This is a genomic window from Flavobacterium sp. GW823-FHT04A11 (assembly GCF_058796535.1).
This window is the reverse complement of the sequence record NZ_CM179503.1, coordinates 3,296,020-3,313,163: the sequence shown is the minus strand read 5'-3', so window position 1 is coordinate 3,313,163 and position 17,144 is coordinate 3,296,020. Positions and strand designations below refer to the sequence as shown.

Genomic DNA, 17,144 nt, shown 5'->3' with positions numbered 1-17,144 from the left:
TACATCTTTTAAATATAAATAGATAGTCCAGATGTTAAGGCCTTGGGAATTTGAAATTCAACTCAATAAAAAATCAGACAAAGCACTTTATCTTCAAATTGCCGATGCCATCATCAATGCGGTAAAATCAGGTAATTTAACCAGCGGCAATGCGTTACCCGGAAGCAGACAGCTCGCAGGATTACTGAATGTAAACAGAAATACAGTTATTGAAGCCATTGATGTTTTAATTTCCGAAGGCTGGTTAATTACGATAGATCGAAAAGGAACTTTCATCGCCGATATATTGCCTGAAATCATTCAAAAATCTAAAAATCAGGAAAAAAAGACGTCAGCAATTGAAGAAATAAAACCACATCTTGTTTTTGATGACGGACTTCCGGACAGCAGACTCGCTCCTATGAATGATCTGGCACGCGCGTACAGGGAAATTTTCAACAGAAAATCACGCTGGCAAATCATGGGTTACAGCAACGAACTGGGCGATATTGAGTTTAGAAAAGCCATTGTTCAGATGCTGAATTTTAAAAGAGGAATGAACGTCGCTCCCGATCAAATTTGTATTACACGTGGAAGTCAGATGGCGATGTATCTCGCCGCACATTGCCTGTTTACAAAAGGAGATTATGTGATGATTGAAAACCCGGGATATAAACCCGCCTGGGAAGCTTTTGAAAACGCAGGCGCTGTTTTACTTCCGGTAAATGTAGCTTCAGACGGTTTAAATGTAGAAGAAGTCGAAGCGCATTTAAAAAAACACAACAACATAAAAGCCATTTATGTTACGCCGCATCATCAGTTTCCAACAACTGTGACGATGAGTCTGAAGAAGCGATTAAAACTCATCGAACTCTCAAATAAGTACGGTTTTACGATTATTGAAGATGATTATGACAATGAATTTCATTTTGGGCAGCGTCCTATTTTGCCTATTTCGAGTTATAGCAATGCTCAAAACTTCATTTATATTGGTACTTTAAGCAAAATTGTAGCTCCGGCATTGCGAATTGGATATCTGGCGAGCTCGGCAGAAATTGTTCAAAAAGTGGCTAAACACCGAAAAATGATCGATGTTCAGGGCGATAACATTATGGAAGAAGCCGTTTTACATCTTATTAACGAAGGCAAAATCAAAAGACATCTTAAAAAAACCAACCTTATATATAAAGCAAAAAGAGATTTTTTTGAAACCCTTTGTAATCAACATCTTAAAGATAAAGTAACATTCTTAAAACCCGAAGGCGGACTCGCATTTTGGATTGTTCCAAATGCTGATGTAAAAGCAGAAGAGGTTTGTGAAAAACTCTTAAGCAAAGGCATTAAAACAATGCATCCGGAACGATTTAGTTATCAAAACCCAATTTCAGGCTTCAGATTAGGATATGCTTCCTTAACAGAACAGCAAATGGAAGAAGGAATAATAGCGCTTTCAAAATTATTATAAACGTCTGGGTTTATGATCTTGGCAATCCAATCTGATATCGTTTGTTTCTAATTGAATATTCATTAAACGACATTGCTTTTTTCCGTTTTGTTCGGAAAAATAATGACAATTATGACAGGCATTCTGAACATTAATAACTTGTAAATGATTCAATTGTTCGATTAAAGAACTCATATTTTTCCACAAAATCATTTTATCATTTTCATTGACAGAAGCTACAATATCATACAACGGATCAGTATAATTTTCCGTTAAGAGCACTATTTCCAAGCCTTTTGGTGTTAATGCAACAATGTAACTTCTCGAATCACTGGGCTGAATTTCTTTTGTAATGTATTGTTTTTGTTCCAAAATCTTAATCGTATCGCTAACTGTGGCTTTGGATAGATTAAATTCTCTCGCCAGATAACTCACAGTCGATTTGTTTTTAGAATGATTTTTTATAAAGATCAAAAGCTGAATCTGTATCGGACTCAAATTGTGTTTCTTTGCTTTTTCCCACAATAAAATCCTGAAAACCTGAGACAACCGTTCCATTCCTGCTACGATTTTACCTTCAATAGCGCTATTTTGTATTTCTAAATCAAAAACATTTTTCATATCATCATAAATAAAAATAGACTGAAAGCCCCCAAACTTTCAGTCTATAATAATAATCCTCAAGAACTTAACTAGCCACAGATTATCGGATTAAAAAGATTTTGTTTCACGCAGATTTTACAGATTTAAGCAGATTTAATTTGGATAATCATTTGCGTATATCTGCATTAATCTTTTAAAATCTGCGTGAAAAATTTAATTCAATAACAATTCTCCATTTCGATGATCGAATATCCATTTTTAAGGATTTGATTTTCGATTTCAGCGGGCGCTTTATCGATATGGCAAAACGTACATTCCTTTGAAGTCAAAGGCTGACCTTCTTGAAAAATGGTTTTAAGATAACTTCTTCCAAATTCAAAAACGGTATTGGCATCGTCTGTATTTTCATCTACGAGAATATCAAAATGCATCACTTTTCCGTCTTTTCGGGTTACATAAGTATCCCATACTGCTACTTTCATAATTTGTGTTTTTATATTTTATCCCGTTAGATGTACTACATGAAAAATTTTAATTAAACACATAGAAACATAGATTTTTATGATTTGAAAAAGTAAATCATAACGAAACTAGTTTCTCACACATAGTTCCGAAGCTTCGGGATTGTTAATGCAAGCGAAACGCCTTTTTTACTTTCAACAATCTATGTTTCTATGTGTTAAAAATATTACACCAATAGGGGGTTAATTTAGTTATTTGTTTTTCTTTTAAAATAACCTCTCTGAAATATACAAAGAGGTTATTTTCATTTATCCGATGACATCTGCCATAGAAGCACCAAAATTGATATGCAATACATTTCCGGTTGGCGTTACCAATGCCGGAACTGATTTTACACCTGCTTGTTGCGCATCGGCGATTCTGCTTCTGTCTGTTCCAATGTTCACTACTTCAACAGAAGAAGAACCAATTAAATTTAAAATGTCGTGTTCTGCACTAATGCAAACCGGACAGCCTGCGTGATAAAAAATTGATTTGCTCATTTTGATTTGTTTTAAGTTAAACTTTTATTTCTGAGACAAAATTAGTCAGGATACCTAACCATTAAATCATCCAGTTTTGTGATTTATGACGGTTTACTGGTCCAGTTAGAATTTTAATAAAGTAGATTGAATGATTAATTTTAACACATAGAAACATAGATTTTATAACTTATTTAAAGGCGTTTCACTTGTTTAATAAAACATAGTGAGGTCCTTTGAAAAGAAATCTATGTCCCTATATGTTTAATTTTTCTCGCAGATTTTGCAGATAAAGCAGATATAGAAACTAACTAAAATTTTAGCAGATTAAAATAAACCAAATAAATCTGCTCAATCTGCCAAATCTGCGAGAAACTAAAACTTTGATCCTTGCATATTAAGTCCTAAACTGGACTATCTTAAATACTGCAAACTGGATCTTATTTATAATCCAGCTCATTTCTATTTTTGTATTATGAAAGAGGATATACTTTTTAATTTGAAACAGGTTCACCATCGTATCGAAAATGCCTGTCAACTCTCTGGCAGAAAAGCATCAGATGTTCAGCTTTTACTGGCAACTAAAACTGTTCCTGCTCAAAAAATAAGAATCGCAATTGAAGCCGGAGAAACTTTAATTGGCGAAAATAAGATGCAGGAATTCCGCGATAAATATGCGGAACTGAAGGATTTAAAGATAGAACGCCATTTTATTGGGCATTTGCAAACTAACAAAATAAAAGACGTTTTGAAATATGTAACCTGCATTCAATCATTGGATCGATTAAATCTGGCACAGGAATTAGACAAACAACTTCAAAAAGAAGGAAGAACTTTGGATATTTTTATTCAGGTCAATACGTCATTTGAAGAAAGCAAATTTGGATTGTCTCCAAACGACGTAATACCTTTTATTAACGAAATAAAAAAATACGATACGTTAGAAATCAAAGGATTGATGACGATTGGTTTATTAGATGTAGAAAAAGAAAAGATGCGGCCTTCACTCCGATTATTAAGGGAAATCAGGGATGAAATTTATGCTGAAAAAATAGAAGGCATCAATAATTTAAAGCTTTCTATGGGAATGTCGCAGGATTTAGAATTGGCTATAGCCGAAGGTTCAAATATTGTTCGGATTGGAACTTCCATTTTTGGCAATCGATTTTTAGGAAAAGAAATCTGGAACGAGAATATTGCAGAATAAAATCTAATTTTGCAGCAAATAAAACGCTAATGAATCTGTACGAACTTACGGTAAATGATACTGAAAAAATTGTTTTGAATGATTTGCTTTTCAGCGAAGAAAACAAAGCGGCTTTACTGCAAACCATCAAGGAACATCAATATCTGGACGAATTAAAGAAATATAATCTTCAGGTGGATAATAAAATATTACTGCACGGACATTCCGGTTGTGGCAAAACAACAACAGCAAAAGCGATTGCAACTGCTTTAAACAAAAGTATTGTGATCATTAACCTGAGCACTTTAATCAATGCGAGAATTGGTGAAACTTCTAAAAATGTAAAAGCCATTTTTGACAAAGCCATCCGCGAAAAAGCCGTTTTATTTCTCGATGAATTTGATCAGATCGGAAAAAGCCGTGACAGCGAAGACAAAGATGTTGCCGAAATGAAACGTCTTGTCAACACGATTATTCAATTGATGGATTATTTGCCGAGTGAAAGCTTACTTATTTGTGCGACAAACCATTACCACAATATTGATACCGCTTTACTGCGAAGATTTCAATTAAAATTGAAGTTTCAAATGCCAAATGATAGTGAACTGGATGTGTATTATGATAAAATTCTCGCTCCATTTCCTGTTCATTTACAAGACATTCCACTTAAATACGCTATTTCATATGCCGAAGCAAAAGATTATGTGCATACTTCGATGAAGAAACAGATTATCGCAGAATTAGATTTTCAGCATAAAAAAACAGAGTTTAGAAATAAATCCTAAACTCTGTCAATAAATAACTAACCTAACCAAAATAATAAAGTATAATATTTTATCGGCGCCCTCTAAAACCGCCGCCTCCTCTGAATCCTCCGCTTCTAAATCCGCCACCATTAACACCACCGCTGCTTCGCTGGAAATTTTGAAAGTTTCGCGTTTGCGTTTCACCGCGATCTCTTGCAAAATCAGAATGGTTTAAACCTTCAATTGTACTGGCGCGACCTGCATCTCCAAGGGGTTTATTTGGCTGACCCAAAACTTTATCCGGTTTTTGCAGATTATTGTTTTGAATTCGGTCTCCCGCATTTTGAATTTTATCTCCTGAACGCTGCGTAGAACCTAAAGTTCCTGCCTGTGTCCATCCGCCGTTTCCGTTGTTATAATGACTCCAGTTTCCGTTAGCATCTTTTTTATAAACATGACCATCGTGACCGGCGTATAGATTATTATTGGTATGAATCGTAGTTCCGCCGCCTCTGTGATGTGTGATTACGCCTTCATTTCCACCGGAAGTTTTATATCCAACCACACTTCCCTGTCTTGTCGTAATATGTCCGGTTTGCACCCAGTCGCGACCATTTGATGCCGCGGAATGTCCCCATTGTGCATAGGCATTGTGACCTTGCGCTGTGGCTCCGTAATTTCCTGTCCACGGATTATAGGCATGCGCGACGGTTCTGCCTCCGTACCAGCCCTGAACGCTTGCTGCACGGCCATATCTTCCGGTTGCAGGATTGTACCAGGCTGCAGATCCGGCAGATCCATAAGGACCATAAACCGCTCTTCCCGCTGCCCAACCTCCTGTCCACGGGTTATAAACCGCTCCAATACCGTACGTACAAGGCCACGGACGATAAATAGGATACATTGGACCGTAATAAAAATAAGGCGGATAATAAAATCCAGTCCCGTAGGTAAGAACCGCGCCAAACATAGCGCCAACTATAAAAGCTCCAAAATAACCCGCTGTTGTACTGCTTTTTACGGTTGTATCGGTAACATTTGTCTGAGTAACATACGTCACATTATAAACCGGAGAACTTGGCGGAATCGTATAAATTTCTGTTGGAACTGAATTAGTTACCTTCCACGGACCATTTGGATTTGTTGACATAAACCAAACTGCCTGAAAGCACAAATAATACATATCTCCCACTTTGATCACTTTTTCCTGCGTGTTGCTCGCATATTGAAGCGATGTTCCCTCAATTGGTTTAAACTGAGGCGCTCCGTCATAATTTACTTTTGCTTTTGCTTCAGCATCTGCTTTTTTTATGATGGCTGTTGTAGGAACCTGAGCAAGCAAAACTGCATCTGAGGCTTCCTGAGTGCCAGGAACTGACGATAATACACTGGCACGCGGAGAATCTTTAGGGATTTTTGCAAAATCTGCCGGCAAACTAGTCGTTGCATAAGTCCATGGGCCAGTTAATTCTTTAGATTTGAACCATCTGCCTGACAGTAAAACATAATATTGCCCGTCTTTTTCATCGGCAAAAACGTCATTGTCCGTATTGTCAATATACATTAATTGCGTTCCCGGAACTTTTACAAATTTCGGCGCTCCATTTACGGCTATAAGTTCTGCTGGTTTATTGCTAAAAAAGACTTCTAAATTGACATTTTCTGTTTGTGGCGGAATCATCTTTTTGACATCATCAAAGTTTTGTCCGGACGGCAAATCGCTCATTTCCTTTGGTAAACTTTGAGTTTTTGTCCATTTTCCTTTTAAATCTGTAGCTGTAAGCCAGATATTTTCGACCAATAAAAAGTATTTTTTTGAAGATTTATCAAAAAATAAATCCCAGTTTGTGTTTACAACATAACTTAGATTTGATTTTTCAATTGGCGCCAAAACCGGTTCGCCTTCCACAATTAACAAAATGGACGGATTTGTGCTGTAGTAAATTGGCGGTGCATCATTTTTAACAGCCACGCCTTTTGGCGGATTATTGTTATGACTCAAGTCAGCCATAACGCGGTCTAACGCAATTGGATTTCCAGATTTTGGAATCAATTCTTTAAATAATTTTTCCATTTCCGGTTCTTTTTTTTCATCGAGAGCGGGAAATCTGACGTCTGTAACTTCAAAATTTTTAAAAAAAACATTTCTGGAATCTTTATCAACCAAAGTTTCTGCCTGCATAGAAGCGACTCCCAAAACTTCTTTTCCGCCTTTTGGAGTCAGAGAAAAGGCTATTTCTGCCGTTATTTCTTTAAAATCCTTCCATTGATCGACCTGCGGCTGGTAATACACTAATTTTGATCCGTTTATATTTACTTCACGTGGCCAGCCAATATCTGTTGTGGCGATAGAATCTGCCGTTGATGGTTTTACAACTGCTGCAAGTTCTTCGTCTTTTTTATCCTTTTTACAGGAAAACAAAATCAAAACAAAACTAAATACTACTAGTATAGAAAGTCCTTTTTTCATAATTTAATCGATTATTTGATACCATTTTATTTTATTTCAGTCTCGTATGGGTTCTGCGTTTACTCTTTTCTGATCAGGTAAATCAGTATTTCTTCTTCTAATTCTTTGGATAAATTTTCATATTCTAACTTATGACGAAAGTCTTTTTCAAATTTTTTCCTGTATTTTTCAGTATTTGATTTACTGTTACAATAGTCATCGCACATTGTTTTGAATTTATCGTCTACTAAATATAAAATTTTGAGAGAATCGATATATTCAGCAAATTTTGCGTTGTATAATTCGTTAGGAAGAGACATAGATGTTTCTGTATTAAATAATTAGGTAAAATTAAATCCTCAAAACAATACAAACCGATTTATCAAAACGCTGCATTTTGATAACCACTAAATTATCAATAAGTCTTACACGAAATCTTACAAATAGGTTTCATTCTATAAAATGAAACATCAACTGTGCTATTTTGAAACATCATAAAAACGACAAAAGCCCTTTTTAAAGCCAACAGTGTCACCAAAATATATTTATATTAGCATTTGTAAAAAAGCAGAAAATTCAAAACAATCATTGCAATGACAACAGATATTATCGAATTGAATGATTTTATTGTTTTAATTGAGCAGTCAAACGCATCAGAAACATTTGTCCAGAAATGTGAAATTGACGGCGATGCTGTTGGATTTGCTTTTTATGGTTCCGGAAATGTCGAATTAGAAATAAAACACAACCAGCAAACCAAATATCTAACGAATACCACAGGTTTGGCGATTTGCTTTTTTGGAAATCAGAAAGTAGAATTCGCTCATAAAATAGAACCTGACAAGCCCTTACAATCGATTAGTATTTTTTCGAAATTAAAAAACATGCACTTGTTGTCTCCGGCAGAAAAAGAGATTTTTGAGAAACATTTGCCTGATTTATTAAATCCGAAAGAACATTTTGTCAAAGGTCCGTCGTTTTATATGACGCTTGATATGCAGCTTGCCGTTCAGAAAATTTTCAATACCACTTATACCGGAAACACCAGATTATTGTTTTTAAAAAGCCAGATAAATGAATTGCTTTCTCACTTTTACGGCTTACTGGCAAGCGATCAAAAAAGTGATTTTTCGGAGAAAGATAAAAACAAACTTTATGAAGCCAAAGAGATTGTAACACATCAGTATTCGCAGCCGCCATCGATTACTCAACTTTCTAAAATGGTTGGACTTAACAGCAACAAGCTAAAAAAGAACTTTAAGGAACTTTTTGGCATTCCGGTTTTCAAATATATTCAGGAAGAACGGCTTAATAAGGCTTATGAGTTATTGCAAAATAGTGATAAAACTGTTCAGGAATCAGCTTGGGAAGTAGGTTATGAAAGTCTGAGTTCGTTCTCGAATGCTTTTTATAAAAAGTTTGGGTCACGCCCAAATGAAGTCCGACAAAAATGCTTTTCAAACAAATCGTAATTCTTTTGCAACAAATGATTTAATGCATTCCTGAACATCTTTGTATCAATATTAACCTTAAAAAATATTGATATGAAAACAAAGAAAATTTTAGTTCTTGGAGCTAATGGAAAAACAGGAAAACGCCTAGTTAAACGTTTGCAAAATAATGACGGAATAGAAATCAGAACAGGTTCGCGTACTGCAGAAATTCCTTTTGACTGGGAAAATCCTGAAACCTGGAATAGCGTTTTAACGGAAATTGACGCTGTTTATATTACTTTTCAGCCCGATTTGGCGGTTCCATATGCGCCAGAAATCATTCAGAAATTTACTTTTTTAGCCACGAAACTTGGGGTACAAAAAATGGTTTTATTATCCGGACGAGGCGAAAAAGAAGCACAGATTTGCGAGGAAATTATAAAGAATACCGCCAAAAACTGGACGATTGTAAGAGCAAGCTGGTTTAATCAAAACTTTAGCGAAAGCTTTTTTCTGGAACCAATATTAGCCGGTTTTGTAGCTTTGCCCAGAGCTGAAGCGCTTGAACCTTTTACAGATGCTGACGATATTGCTGATGTGGTTGCAGAGTGTCTTTTGCACGACAAACACAACGGACAGACTTATGAACTTACAGGTTCGCGATTACTGACTTTTCCTGAGGCTGTCGCCGAAATTGCAAAAGCGAGCAATAAAGAGATTCAGTTTCAGGCATTATCTTTAGAAGAATACACTCAAATGCTACAGGAATATCAGGTCCCTGAAGATCATATTTGGCTCATCAATTATCTGTTTGAACAAGTTTTAGACGGAAGAAATTCTTATGTGACAAATGACATCGAAAAGGTTTTAGGACGCAAAGCAACTGACTTTTCAACCTATGCAAAAGAAGCCGCAAAAACCGGAATTTGGAACACTATAAATGTCTAAAATTATCGCTATGAAATATCTTCTAATTTTCTTGCCGGGCTTTTTTGTATGGCTTTGCGTGAGTCTTTCCTTCTATATTTTGGGCTTTATTCCATTAATAAATAATTCCTTTAATACACAAGCTGTAATAGTAATGATTTTCATAGTTTTATATTCAAATGAAAGTGCTTTATTTTATTATAAAAACGGAATAAAACTTCACGGATTATTACTTGGAATTATAATGTCGCTAACAGCCTTGTTTTTAGACGCTTTAATAACGGTTCCTTTTGTCGAAATTCCGAATGGAAGGAGTTATTACAGCTTTTTCAGCAGTCCGATACTTTGGATTTTGGCGACCATAAATTGCATTACTGTTTATTGTTTTTGGTTTATAAAAATTAAACCTAAAAGGTAATTTTTGATAAAAAAGTCTTCTTTAAAACGAGAAAAAAATCCAATTTTAGCAAATTGGATTTTTTTTTATTTACTATTCTATTATCAATTTAAATAAATACAATTAAAAATCTGGTTTACAATACAATTATAAAAAAGTTACACAAAAGTTACATTTTTATTTTGATCAAAAAAGCAATAATTTCAGGTCAAAATAAACTTTATTTTTTACAAGCCAAATCTATAACAATCTTAAAAATAAACTTATCTTAAATCTTCTGATTTTCTACCGAAAGTTTGCTAAAAAAATTTACATTTGGAAACCCTAATTCACACAAAAAATTATGATTCTAAAAAGAAGTTTTATTGGTTTACTAATCTTGTTTTTTGGATTGCTTTTTGCGCCGGTCTCCTATTCGCAAACTGACTCTTCAAAAACGGAAAAGCCGAAAAAAGAAACACGTTCAAAATTATTTGAAGAAAGCGCGACCGACAGCGATTATTTAATGGCAATTGAAAAAGCGAGTGCCGCGATGGAAACTGCTTTTAACGATGCCGATTTTGACGGTGCCAGTCATCACCTGTTTGGCGAAATAAAAAGAACCCAAAGCAAACTTGATTTAATTTTAAACAGTCTGAAAGGTGCGAACCCAAATGCGCGCAATCAGCAAATGTATCGCATTGTTCTAAAAGAAATTCAACAACAGCTTGAGGAACAAAACACGGCGATCAACCTGAGAAATCAGAATCTTGAAAAAATCAAAGACCGATTTATTGAGCTTCGTAAGGATAAAACCCTGATGGGGCTGATAAAAGATACGATTCGCCGCAAGCAATTCAAACAGGAATTTGCCAATCTTAGAAAAAGATACAAAGCCACGGACAGCCTGATGACTAAAAATCAGGGGATTTTGAATAACAACAAACGATTGACTGTTGAAAGAAAAATTGCAGTATCAAACGCTTTGATTGCAGTTGAGAATAAACTGGAACAGTCGGGAATTAGTATGCGCAAAAAAGAATATCCTTTTTTATGGAGCATCAACGATTCTGTACCAAAAGAAAAAGTAGCTCAAAATATCGGAGCAAAAGTCATTATCGAAGAAAGTGTGGCAGCTTATTATTTAAGCTATCGCGCCGGCGGATTAATTTCCCTTGCGATTTTGATGGGAATCCTGGGCTGGTACATTTCGCGCAATTTAAAATACCTGAGAGAAAACGGACATGGTGAAAATTTATCGCTTTTTAATTTCAAATATTTAAACAGAGGTGTAATCATTCCGGTTGCGGTTATTGCTTTAAACATTGCCGTTGTGGGCAATTTATATGCTCCTGCCCTGTTTATCGAGTTTCTTCACCTGATTTTACTGGGACTTCTGACGATTCTTTTCAAAAATAAATGGTCGGGTGTTTCCATGCGAAACTGGCTTTTCCTTTTAGGATTGTTTTTTATCCTTTGCTTTTTAGACTTATTTGTGAGCGTAGGCTTATTTCAACGCTGCTGTTTTATCGCAATCAATATTTTAGGCATCAGATATGGTTTGGTACAAATTAAGAGCTTAAAAAGCGAATTATACATCAAAGGATTTTTTAAATGGGCTACGATTCTGTTTATTGGCTTAAATGTGCTTTCAATTCTGCATAACATTTTTGGAAGGGTTTCTATTTCAAACATGTTGAGTTTAACAGCTTTTATTTCGCTTACGCAGATTGTAGCATTGAGCGTTCTTTTGAAAATCATTCTGGAAATCATCATTTTACAAATTTATACCACCAGAATCAAACGCGGAATCGAAAAGATTTTTGATTACGAACATTTATCCGAAACACTTAAAAAGCCGTTTATCATTGTAATTAGCTATATGTGGCTGGTTGTAATTGCTTCAAATTTGAATGTGTGGGAATCTTTACGCACTTCTTTGGCTTCTTTGCTAAGTCATCCCAACACGATTGGAAGCATCACTTTTACGTTAGGAAACATTGTTTTGTTTTTTATCATTATCTGGGTGGCGCATTTACTTCAAAAATATGTGGCATACTTTTTTGGTGAGATTGATGACGAAAATGAAGAAAACATCAACAAAAGACAACATTCTAAATTGCTTATCACGCGACTTGTCGTTTTAATCGTTGGTTATCTTCTGGCAGTTGCGGCTTCGGGAATGCCTTTGGATAAATTAAGCATACTTTTAGGCGCATTAGGTGTCGGTGTTGGACTTGGACTTCAAAATGTAGTGAACAACTTCGTATCGGGTATTATTTTGATTTTTGATAAGCCAATTCAAATTGGAGATGTTATCGATATTAGTTCAGAATCCGGACGTGTAAAATCGATGGGATTGCGTACGACGAAAATCAACGCGCCAAACGGTGCCGAAATTATTATTCCGAATGGTAATTTGTTATCTCAAAATATCACAAACTGGACGTATACCGACAATTTTAAACTGGTTGATATTTCGATCGAAATAACCGGAGAAACAACTCCCGAAGATATTAATGAAATTATTACTAAATCTTTAGAAAGTCTTCCCTTGGTAAATAACAGCAAACCTTCGCAAATTTATTACACTTCTATTTCTGATGGAAAATATAAAATCCTGATCAAGTTCTGGTGTAGTATTTACAGAACTGAAGAAACCGTTAGTGGCGCTCGTCAGACTTTGTATAGTAATTTTAAAGCGAAAGGATTAACTTTTTCAACATAAAATTTTTAATTCATAATTATAAAAAAAGCCGTCAAACGAAATATTTTGGCGGCTTTTTTATTAATGTTTAAGAATACGCAATTTAGTTGCGTTAAATCATGTACCGATTATTAACAGGCTTTTTTTCAATAACTTATTAAACAATTACTTTAAGTCAATGCTGTGACATTTAGTGTAATCCCTACGGGATATTTTTACTTTGAATCTTGTTAATTCTACCAACATTTAATCTACCAACATTTAACTCCTAACGGAGTAATAAAAAATATTCCAGAGAAATTGTTGGGCAGATTAATTTCAAGTTACCACGACCAATGTTCTAAGTGAAATAAAATATCTCCGAGAGATTATATGTTGGGACTACACTTTATGATTAAAATTTCTCAGCAAATTCTTTTGCAAAATCTTCCAATTTTATTTTTCCATCAACAGAATAATTATTACTCAGGAAATCTTGTGAAATTTTTCCGCTTCTTAAACCCGAACCCATTTCTGTATACAAACCTGCAATTTCTTCCGGTAATCCGGCTTGCGTCATTCCTTGTAGAGATTGTTCGTCTGTAAATTCAATCCATGGTAAATCGGTTTTATCAATTGCAGTTCCTAATACTTTCGCTGCATCGCCTGGCGTGCGAACATCGCTGATGATATAACGGACATTTTTTCCTGTTGTCTCTTTTTGTAATTCCTGTGCCGCAGCCGCTGCAATATCTTCCGGGTGTACAAATGGCATTTTTGTGTCTGAAGGATAATTAGCCCCGATAATTCCGGCGCCTTTTATCATTGGCACATCATTATAAAAATTGTTGAAGAAAAATCCGGCACGTAAAAAAGTAACTGCTGTATTTTCTAATTTACTGTAGATTTTTTCGATTTGGTGCAATCCGGCGATTGGACCCGTTCCGTTCTCCTGATCGGCACCAATACTGCTTAACATGACAACCCGCTTTACTCCTGCTTTGTTTATTGCTGCTGCAAAAGCATTTCCTGCGTTCACTGTATTTTCAATTACGTTTGAACCGCCCAGGTTTGGTGGCGTCATCGTAAAAAGGGAATCGGCGCCGGCGAATGTTTCTGCCAAAAAATCGGCGTCCCTAACAGAACCAATTGCTGCTTTTGCGCCTAAATTTTCAATTTCGGTTTTTCTGTCAGCATTACTGCTAATGATTGTTACTGCGTGTCCTGCGGCAATAAGTTCTTTTGCCAATGGTTTTCCGATGTTCCCTAAAGAACCTGATATGATAATTTTCATCTTAAATAGTTTTTTTATTACAGGAACAAAGGTATATTTGTACTTACTTTTATACAAGTACTTACCCTAAAGTATGTATCATGACAGCAATTAAAGAATCTTCGACTATACAGGAAAATAAGCAATATGCTCTGGACAATTGTCCTGTGACGTATGTAATGGAAAAAATTGGAGGCTATTGGAAACCTATTATTCTCTATCATTTATCGACCGGAACCAAGCGTTACAGCGAATTAAAAAGAGAAATCCCGGCAATAACCGAAAAAATGCTGATTCAGCATTTAAAGCAATTAGAAACAGATGGTCTGGTTATCAGGGAAGCAAAACCTGTTGTTCCGCCCTTTGTCACGTACCGATTAAGCAATGCCGGAAACGGTTTAGTGCCTGTTATTCATGCAATGGCCACTTGGGCGTTTCAGGAAAAAGATGGTGTTTTTAGTGTGGAATAAACAAAATTAACAATCCAATATAAATTTAACAAAATCATTACTATGGAAAATAACGGTAAAATTAGAAAGGTTGCTATTGTAGGTTATAACCGAATCCCGTTTGCAAGGGCAAATACATTCTATTCAGATGTTAGTAATTTGCAAATGATGACTGCCACGCTCAACGGTCTTGTAGATAAATATAACCTGAAAGGCGAATTACTTGGTGAAGTTGTGGGCGGCGCGGTGATCAAACATACAATGGATAATAATCTGATTAGGGAATCTGTTATGAAAACGGCTCTTGATCCTGCAACTCCTGCCTGCGATTTACAGCAAGCTTGTGATACCGGTATTGAAAGTGCCATTTATATTGCGAACAAAATTGCGCTTGGTCAAATTGAATCCGGAATTGCCTGTGGCGTAGATTCTATTAGTGATATGCCAATTGCGGTGAGTGAAAAACTGAGAAAAATATTGCTTGGAGCGAGAAAAGCAAAATCGCTTGGAGAAAAAATAAAATTGTTTTTGCAATTAAGACCAAAAGATTTGAGTCCGCTTGTTCCTCGAAACGAAGAAGCACAAACGGGACTTTCGATGGGCGGACATACAGAAATCACTGCAAAATATTATCAGATTCCGAGAGAAGAGCAGGATAAACTCGCGCTTCAAAGTCATTTGAATATGGCAAAAGCGTATGACGAAGGTTTTTTCGATGATATGATTACGCCTTTTAACGGACTTGAAAGAGATAATAATCTTAGAAAAGACAGTACTTTAGAAAAACTGGCAAAACTACCTCCTGCTTTTGATAAAACAAACGGAACGCTTACTGCAGGAAACTCTACTCCGCTTACGGATGGTGCCTCAAGCATACTTTTAGCCAGCGAAGAATGGGCAAAAGAACATAATTTACCTATTCTGGCTTACATCACACATGCTGAATTGGCAGCGGTTGAATATGTAAAAAATCAGCAAAACTTATTGCTTGCGCCGGTATTTGCCGCTACGCGAATGCTGGAAAAAGCAAATATGACTTTGCAGGATTTTGATTTTTATGAAATTCACGAAGCTTTTGCCGCTCAGGTTCTGGCAACTTTAAAAATTTGGGAAAGTCCTGAACTTAGCGCTTCTTTAGGTTTAAAGAAAACGCTTGGTGCGATCGACAGAAGCAAACTGAATGTAAAAGGAAGCAGTCTGGCAGCAGCGCATCCATTTGCAGCTACAGGCGGAAGAATTATTGGGGTGATGGCAAAACTGCTTAACGAAAAAGGATCGGGAAAAGGATTTATTTCGATTTGTGCTGCAGGCGGTCAGGGAATAACGATGATTATTGAGAAGTAATTTTTTTGCCACGAATTACACGAATTTTCACTAATTTATCTTTGCGTATATGCAAATAAATAATTCGCGAAAATTAGTGCAATTCGTGGCAAACTTTTAATTTTAAAAAGCAAATTCTTCAACGCTTGCCAAAGCTTTTGGTAAAGCAGCTTCGGCAAAATCAGGAATTGCGGTTCCTTCTACACGGAAAACAGAAACATCTGTCATGCCTAAAAATCCTAGTACAGCGCGTAAATAAGGCTCTGAGAAATCATAAGATTTGTACGGACCATCAGAAAATATGGCTCCGGATGCAATTGATAAGTATACTTTTTTATTAGTTACCAATCCTTTTGGCGAACCGTCTGCGTAACTAAATGTCGCTCCTGCCCTTGCCACCTGGTCGATCCAGCCTTTTAAAACTGCCGGAATTCCGAAATTGTACATTGGCACACCAATTACGATAATATCAGCTTCTAATAAATCTTTTATTGCTTCGTTTGAATATTGAACTGCTGCTTGCTGTTCTGCTGTATGGGATTCTGCAGGTGTATAAAATGCACCTAAATTTAATCCGTCCAAATATGGTGAAGGGGCTTTTGAAAGATCAGAAGTTTTCACCTGACTATCCGGATATTCAGCTTTCAGTTTTTCAAGAATAGCATTTGACAATTGTATGCTAAACGAAGCATCTCCTTTTAAACTTGAAGTTATATTCAGAATCCTTTTGCTCATAATTTTAGTATTATTTTGTTTTATGATACAAACTTATCTATATTTACTATCTCTTTTATAGTACTATCCCGGAGGATAGCGCTATCCTCGAAGATAGTAACACAAAAAATATGGAAACAGCGACTGAAGTTGAAAAAATTATTGCAGAAAAAAACTGCGAACCCAAAGAATGCATGGCGGCATTATTACCGGTAAGAGATGCTTTGGAGGTTTTAAGCGGAAGATGGAAATTGCCTATTCTAATCGCTTTGTCTAACCGACCGAAACGTTTTAAGGAAATTTCGAAAGACATTAACGGAATTACGGATAAAATGCTTTCAAAGGAACTTAAAGATATGGAAGTAAATAAACTGGTTACAAGAACGGTTTACGACACGTTTCCGCCAACGGTTGAATATGCACGAACGCAACACAGTCAATCGCTTACGAATGTTATTATGGCTTTGAAAGACTGGGGCGAATTACACCGCAAGGAAATTATTGGAAAATAGATTTTTAATTAAAAATTGAGAATTAAAAATTAAAAATCTTTGGAAAACGTGATTTACTAAA

Annotated in this window: 17 protein-coding genes; 10 read left to right on the top strand and 7 right to left on the bottom strand. The window is 35.8% G+C overall.

Annotated features, from left to right (window positions below; translation table 11 throughout):
* Window positions 1-31: 31 nt before the first annotated feature.
* Window positions 32-1,444, top strand: a complete 1,413-nt coding sequence (gene pdxR / locus AC3QL1_RS14250; protein WP_492492336.1) for a MocR-like pyridoxine biosynthesis transcription factor PdxR — start codon at window positions 32-34, stop codon at window positions 1,442-1,444.
* On the opposite strand, the gene AC3QL1_RS14245 is transcribed toward pdxR, so the two are convergent.
* The 3 genes from AC3QL1_RS14245 to AC3QL1_RS14235 form a co-directional block, all read right to left on the bottom strand.
* Entirely contained in the window at window positions 1,439-2,044 is a 606-nt protein-coding gene (locus tag AC3QL1_RS14245; protein WP_492492335.1) for a MarR family winged helix-turn-helix transcriptional regulator, read from the bottom strand. The two genes, pdxR and AC3QL1_RS14245, sit on opposite strands and share 6 nt — an antisense overlap.
* 200 nt (window positions 2,045-2,244) lie before the next feature.
* Window positions 2,245-2,508: a DUF2024 family protein gene (locus AC3QL1_RS14240; RefSeq protein WP_492492334.1), complete on the bottom strand. Its 264-nt coding sequence runs from the start codon at window positions 2,506-2,508 to the stop codon at window positions 2,245-2,247.
* 288 nt (window positions 2,509-2,796) lie between these two features.
* Entirely contained in the window at window positions 2,797-3,030 is a 234-nt protein-coding gene (locus AC3QL1_RS14235) for a thioredoxin family protein (RefSeq protein ID WP_492492332.1), read from the bottom strand.
* 454 nt (window positions 3,031-3,484) lie between these two features.
* On the opposite strand from AC3QL1_RS14235, the gene AC3QL1_RS14230 reads away from it, so the two are divergent.
* Entirely contained in the window at window positions 3,485-4,216 is a 732-nt protein-coding gene (locus tag AC3QL1_RS14230; protein WP_492492330.1) for a YggS family pyridoxal phosphate-dependent enzyme, read from the top strand.
* A gap of 29 nt (window positions 4,217-4,245) precedes the next feature.
* Window positions 4,246-4,980 carry an AAA family ATPase gene (locus tag AC3QL1_RS14225; RefSeq protein WP_492492329.1) on the top strand — a complete coding sequence of 245 codons (735 nt, stop codon included), beginning with the start codon at window positions 4,246-4,248 and terminating at the stop codon, window positions 4,978-4,980.
* Window positions 4,981-5,029: 49 nt separating this feature from the next.
* On the opposite strand, the gene AC3QL1_RS14220 is transcribed toward AC3QL1_RS14225, so the two are convergent.
* Complete coding sequence (locus AC3QL1_RS14220; protein ID WP_492492327.1) at window positions 5,030-7,411, bottom strand: hypothetical protein; 2,382 nt, start codon at window positions 7,409-7,411, stop codon at window positions 5,030-5,032.
* 59 nt (window positions 7,412-7,470) lie between these two features.
* Window positions 7,471-7,710 (bottom strand): hypothetical protein, encoded by a 240-nt coding sequence (locus AC3QL1_RS14215; protein WP_492492325.1) that lies wholly within the window; start codon window positions 7,708-7,710, stop codon window positions 7,471-7,473.
* Window positions 7,711-7,983: 273 nt separating this feature from the next.
* Here AC3QL1_RS14215 and AC3QL1_RS14210 point away from each other — a divergent pair, with 273 nt between their 5' ends.
* The 4 genes from AC3QL1_RS14210 (at window position 7,984) to AC3QL1_RS14195 (ending at window position 12,854) form a co-directional block, all read left to right on the top strand.
* A complete protein-coding gene (locus tag AC3QL1_RS14210; RefSeq protein ID WP_492492323.1) occupies window positions 7,984-8,862 on the top strand; it encodes a helix-turn-helix domain-containing protein in 879 nt (292 codons plus the stop codon).
* Window positions 8,863-8,934: 72 nt separating this feature from the next.
* On the top strand, window positions 8,935-9,771 hold the full coding sequence (locus tag AC3QL1_RS14205) for an NmrA family NAD(P)-binding protein (protein WP_492492322.1): 837 nt from the start codon (window positions 8,935-8,937) through the stop codon (window positions 9,769-9,771).
* Between the two features lie 10 nt (window positions 9,772-9,781).
* Window positions 9,782-10,168, top strand: coding sequence for a DUF5367 family protein (locus AC3QL1_RS14200; RefSeq protein ID WP_492492320.1), 387 nt, complete (start codon window positions 9,782-9,784; stop codon window positions 10,166-10,168).
* A gap of 322 nt (window positions 10,169-10,490) precedes the next feature.
* Window positions 10,491-12,854, top strand: a complete 2,364-nt coding sequence (locus tag AC3QL1_RS14195; RefSeq protein WP_492492318.1) for a mechanosensitive ion channel family protein — start codon at window positions 10,491-10,493, stop codon at window positions 12,852-12,854.
* A 373-nt stretch (window positions 12,855-13,227) separates the two neighbouring features.
* Here the strand turns inward: AC3QL1_RS14195 and AC3QL1_RS14190 are convergent, their stop codons facing one another.
* Window positions 13,228-14,106, bottom strand: a complete 879-nt coding sequence (locus AC3QL1_RS14190) for an SDR family oxidoreductase (protein WP_492492316.1) — start codon at window positions 14,104-14,106, stop codon at window positions 13,228-13,230.
* An 80-nt stretch (window positions 14,107-14,186) separates the two neighbouring features.
* Here AC3QL1_RS14190 and AC3QL1_RS14185 point away from each other — a divergent pair, with 80 nt between their 5' ends.
* Window positions 14,187-14,555, top strand: coding sequence for a winged helix-turn-helix transcriptional regulator (locus tag AC3QL1_RS14185; protein ID WP_492492315.1), 369 nt, complete (start codon window positions 14,187-14,189; stop codon window positions 14,553-14,555).
* A gap of 42 nt (window positions 14,556-14,597) precedes the next feature.
* Entirely contained in the window at window positions 14,598-15,878 is a 1,281-nt protein-coding gene (locus AC3QL1_RS14180) for an acetyl-CoA C-acetyltransferase (RefSeq protein ID WP_492492313.1), read from the top strand.
* A 102-nt stretch (window positions 15,879-15,980) separates the two neighbouring features.
* Here AC3QL1_RS14180 and AC3QL1_RS14175 read toward each other — a convergent pair whose 3' ends face one another.
* The gene (locus AC3QL1_RS14175; protein ID WP_492492311.1) at window positions 15,981-16,592 is read right to left on the bottom strand and encodes an FMN-dependent NADH-azoreductase; all 612 of its coding nucleotides are present in this window, start codon (window positions 16,590-16,592) and stop codon (window positions 15,981-15,983) included.
* Window positions 16,593-16,702: 110 nt separating this feature from the next.
* On the opposite strand from AC3QL1_RS14175, the gene AC3QL1_RS14170 reads away from it, so the two are divergent.
* Entirely contained in the window at window positions 16,703-17,083 is a 381-nt protein-coding gene (locus AC3QL1_RS14170) for a winged helix-turn-helix transcriptional regulator (RefSeq protein ID WP_492492309.1), read from the top strand.
* The last annotated feature ends 61 nt before the right edge of the window (window positions 17,084-17,144 follow it).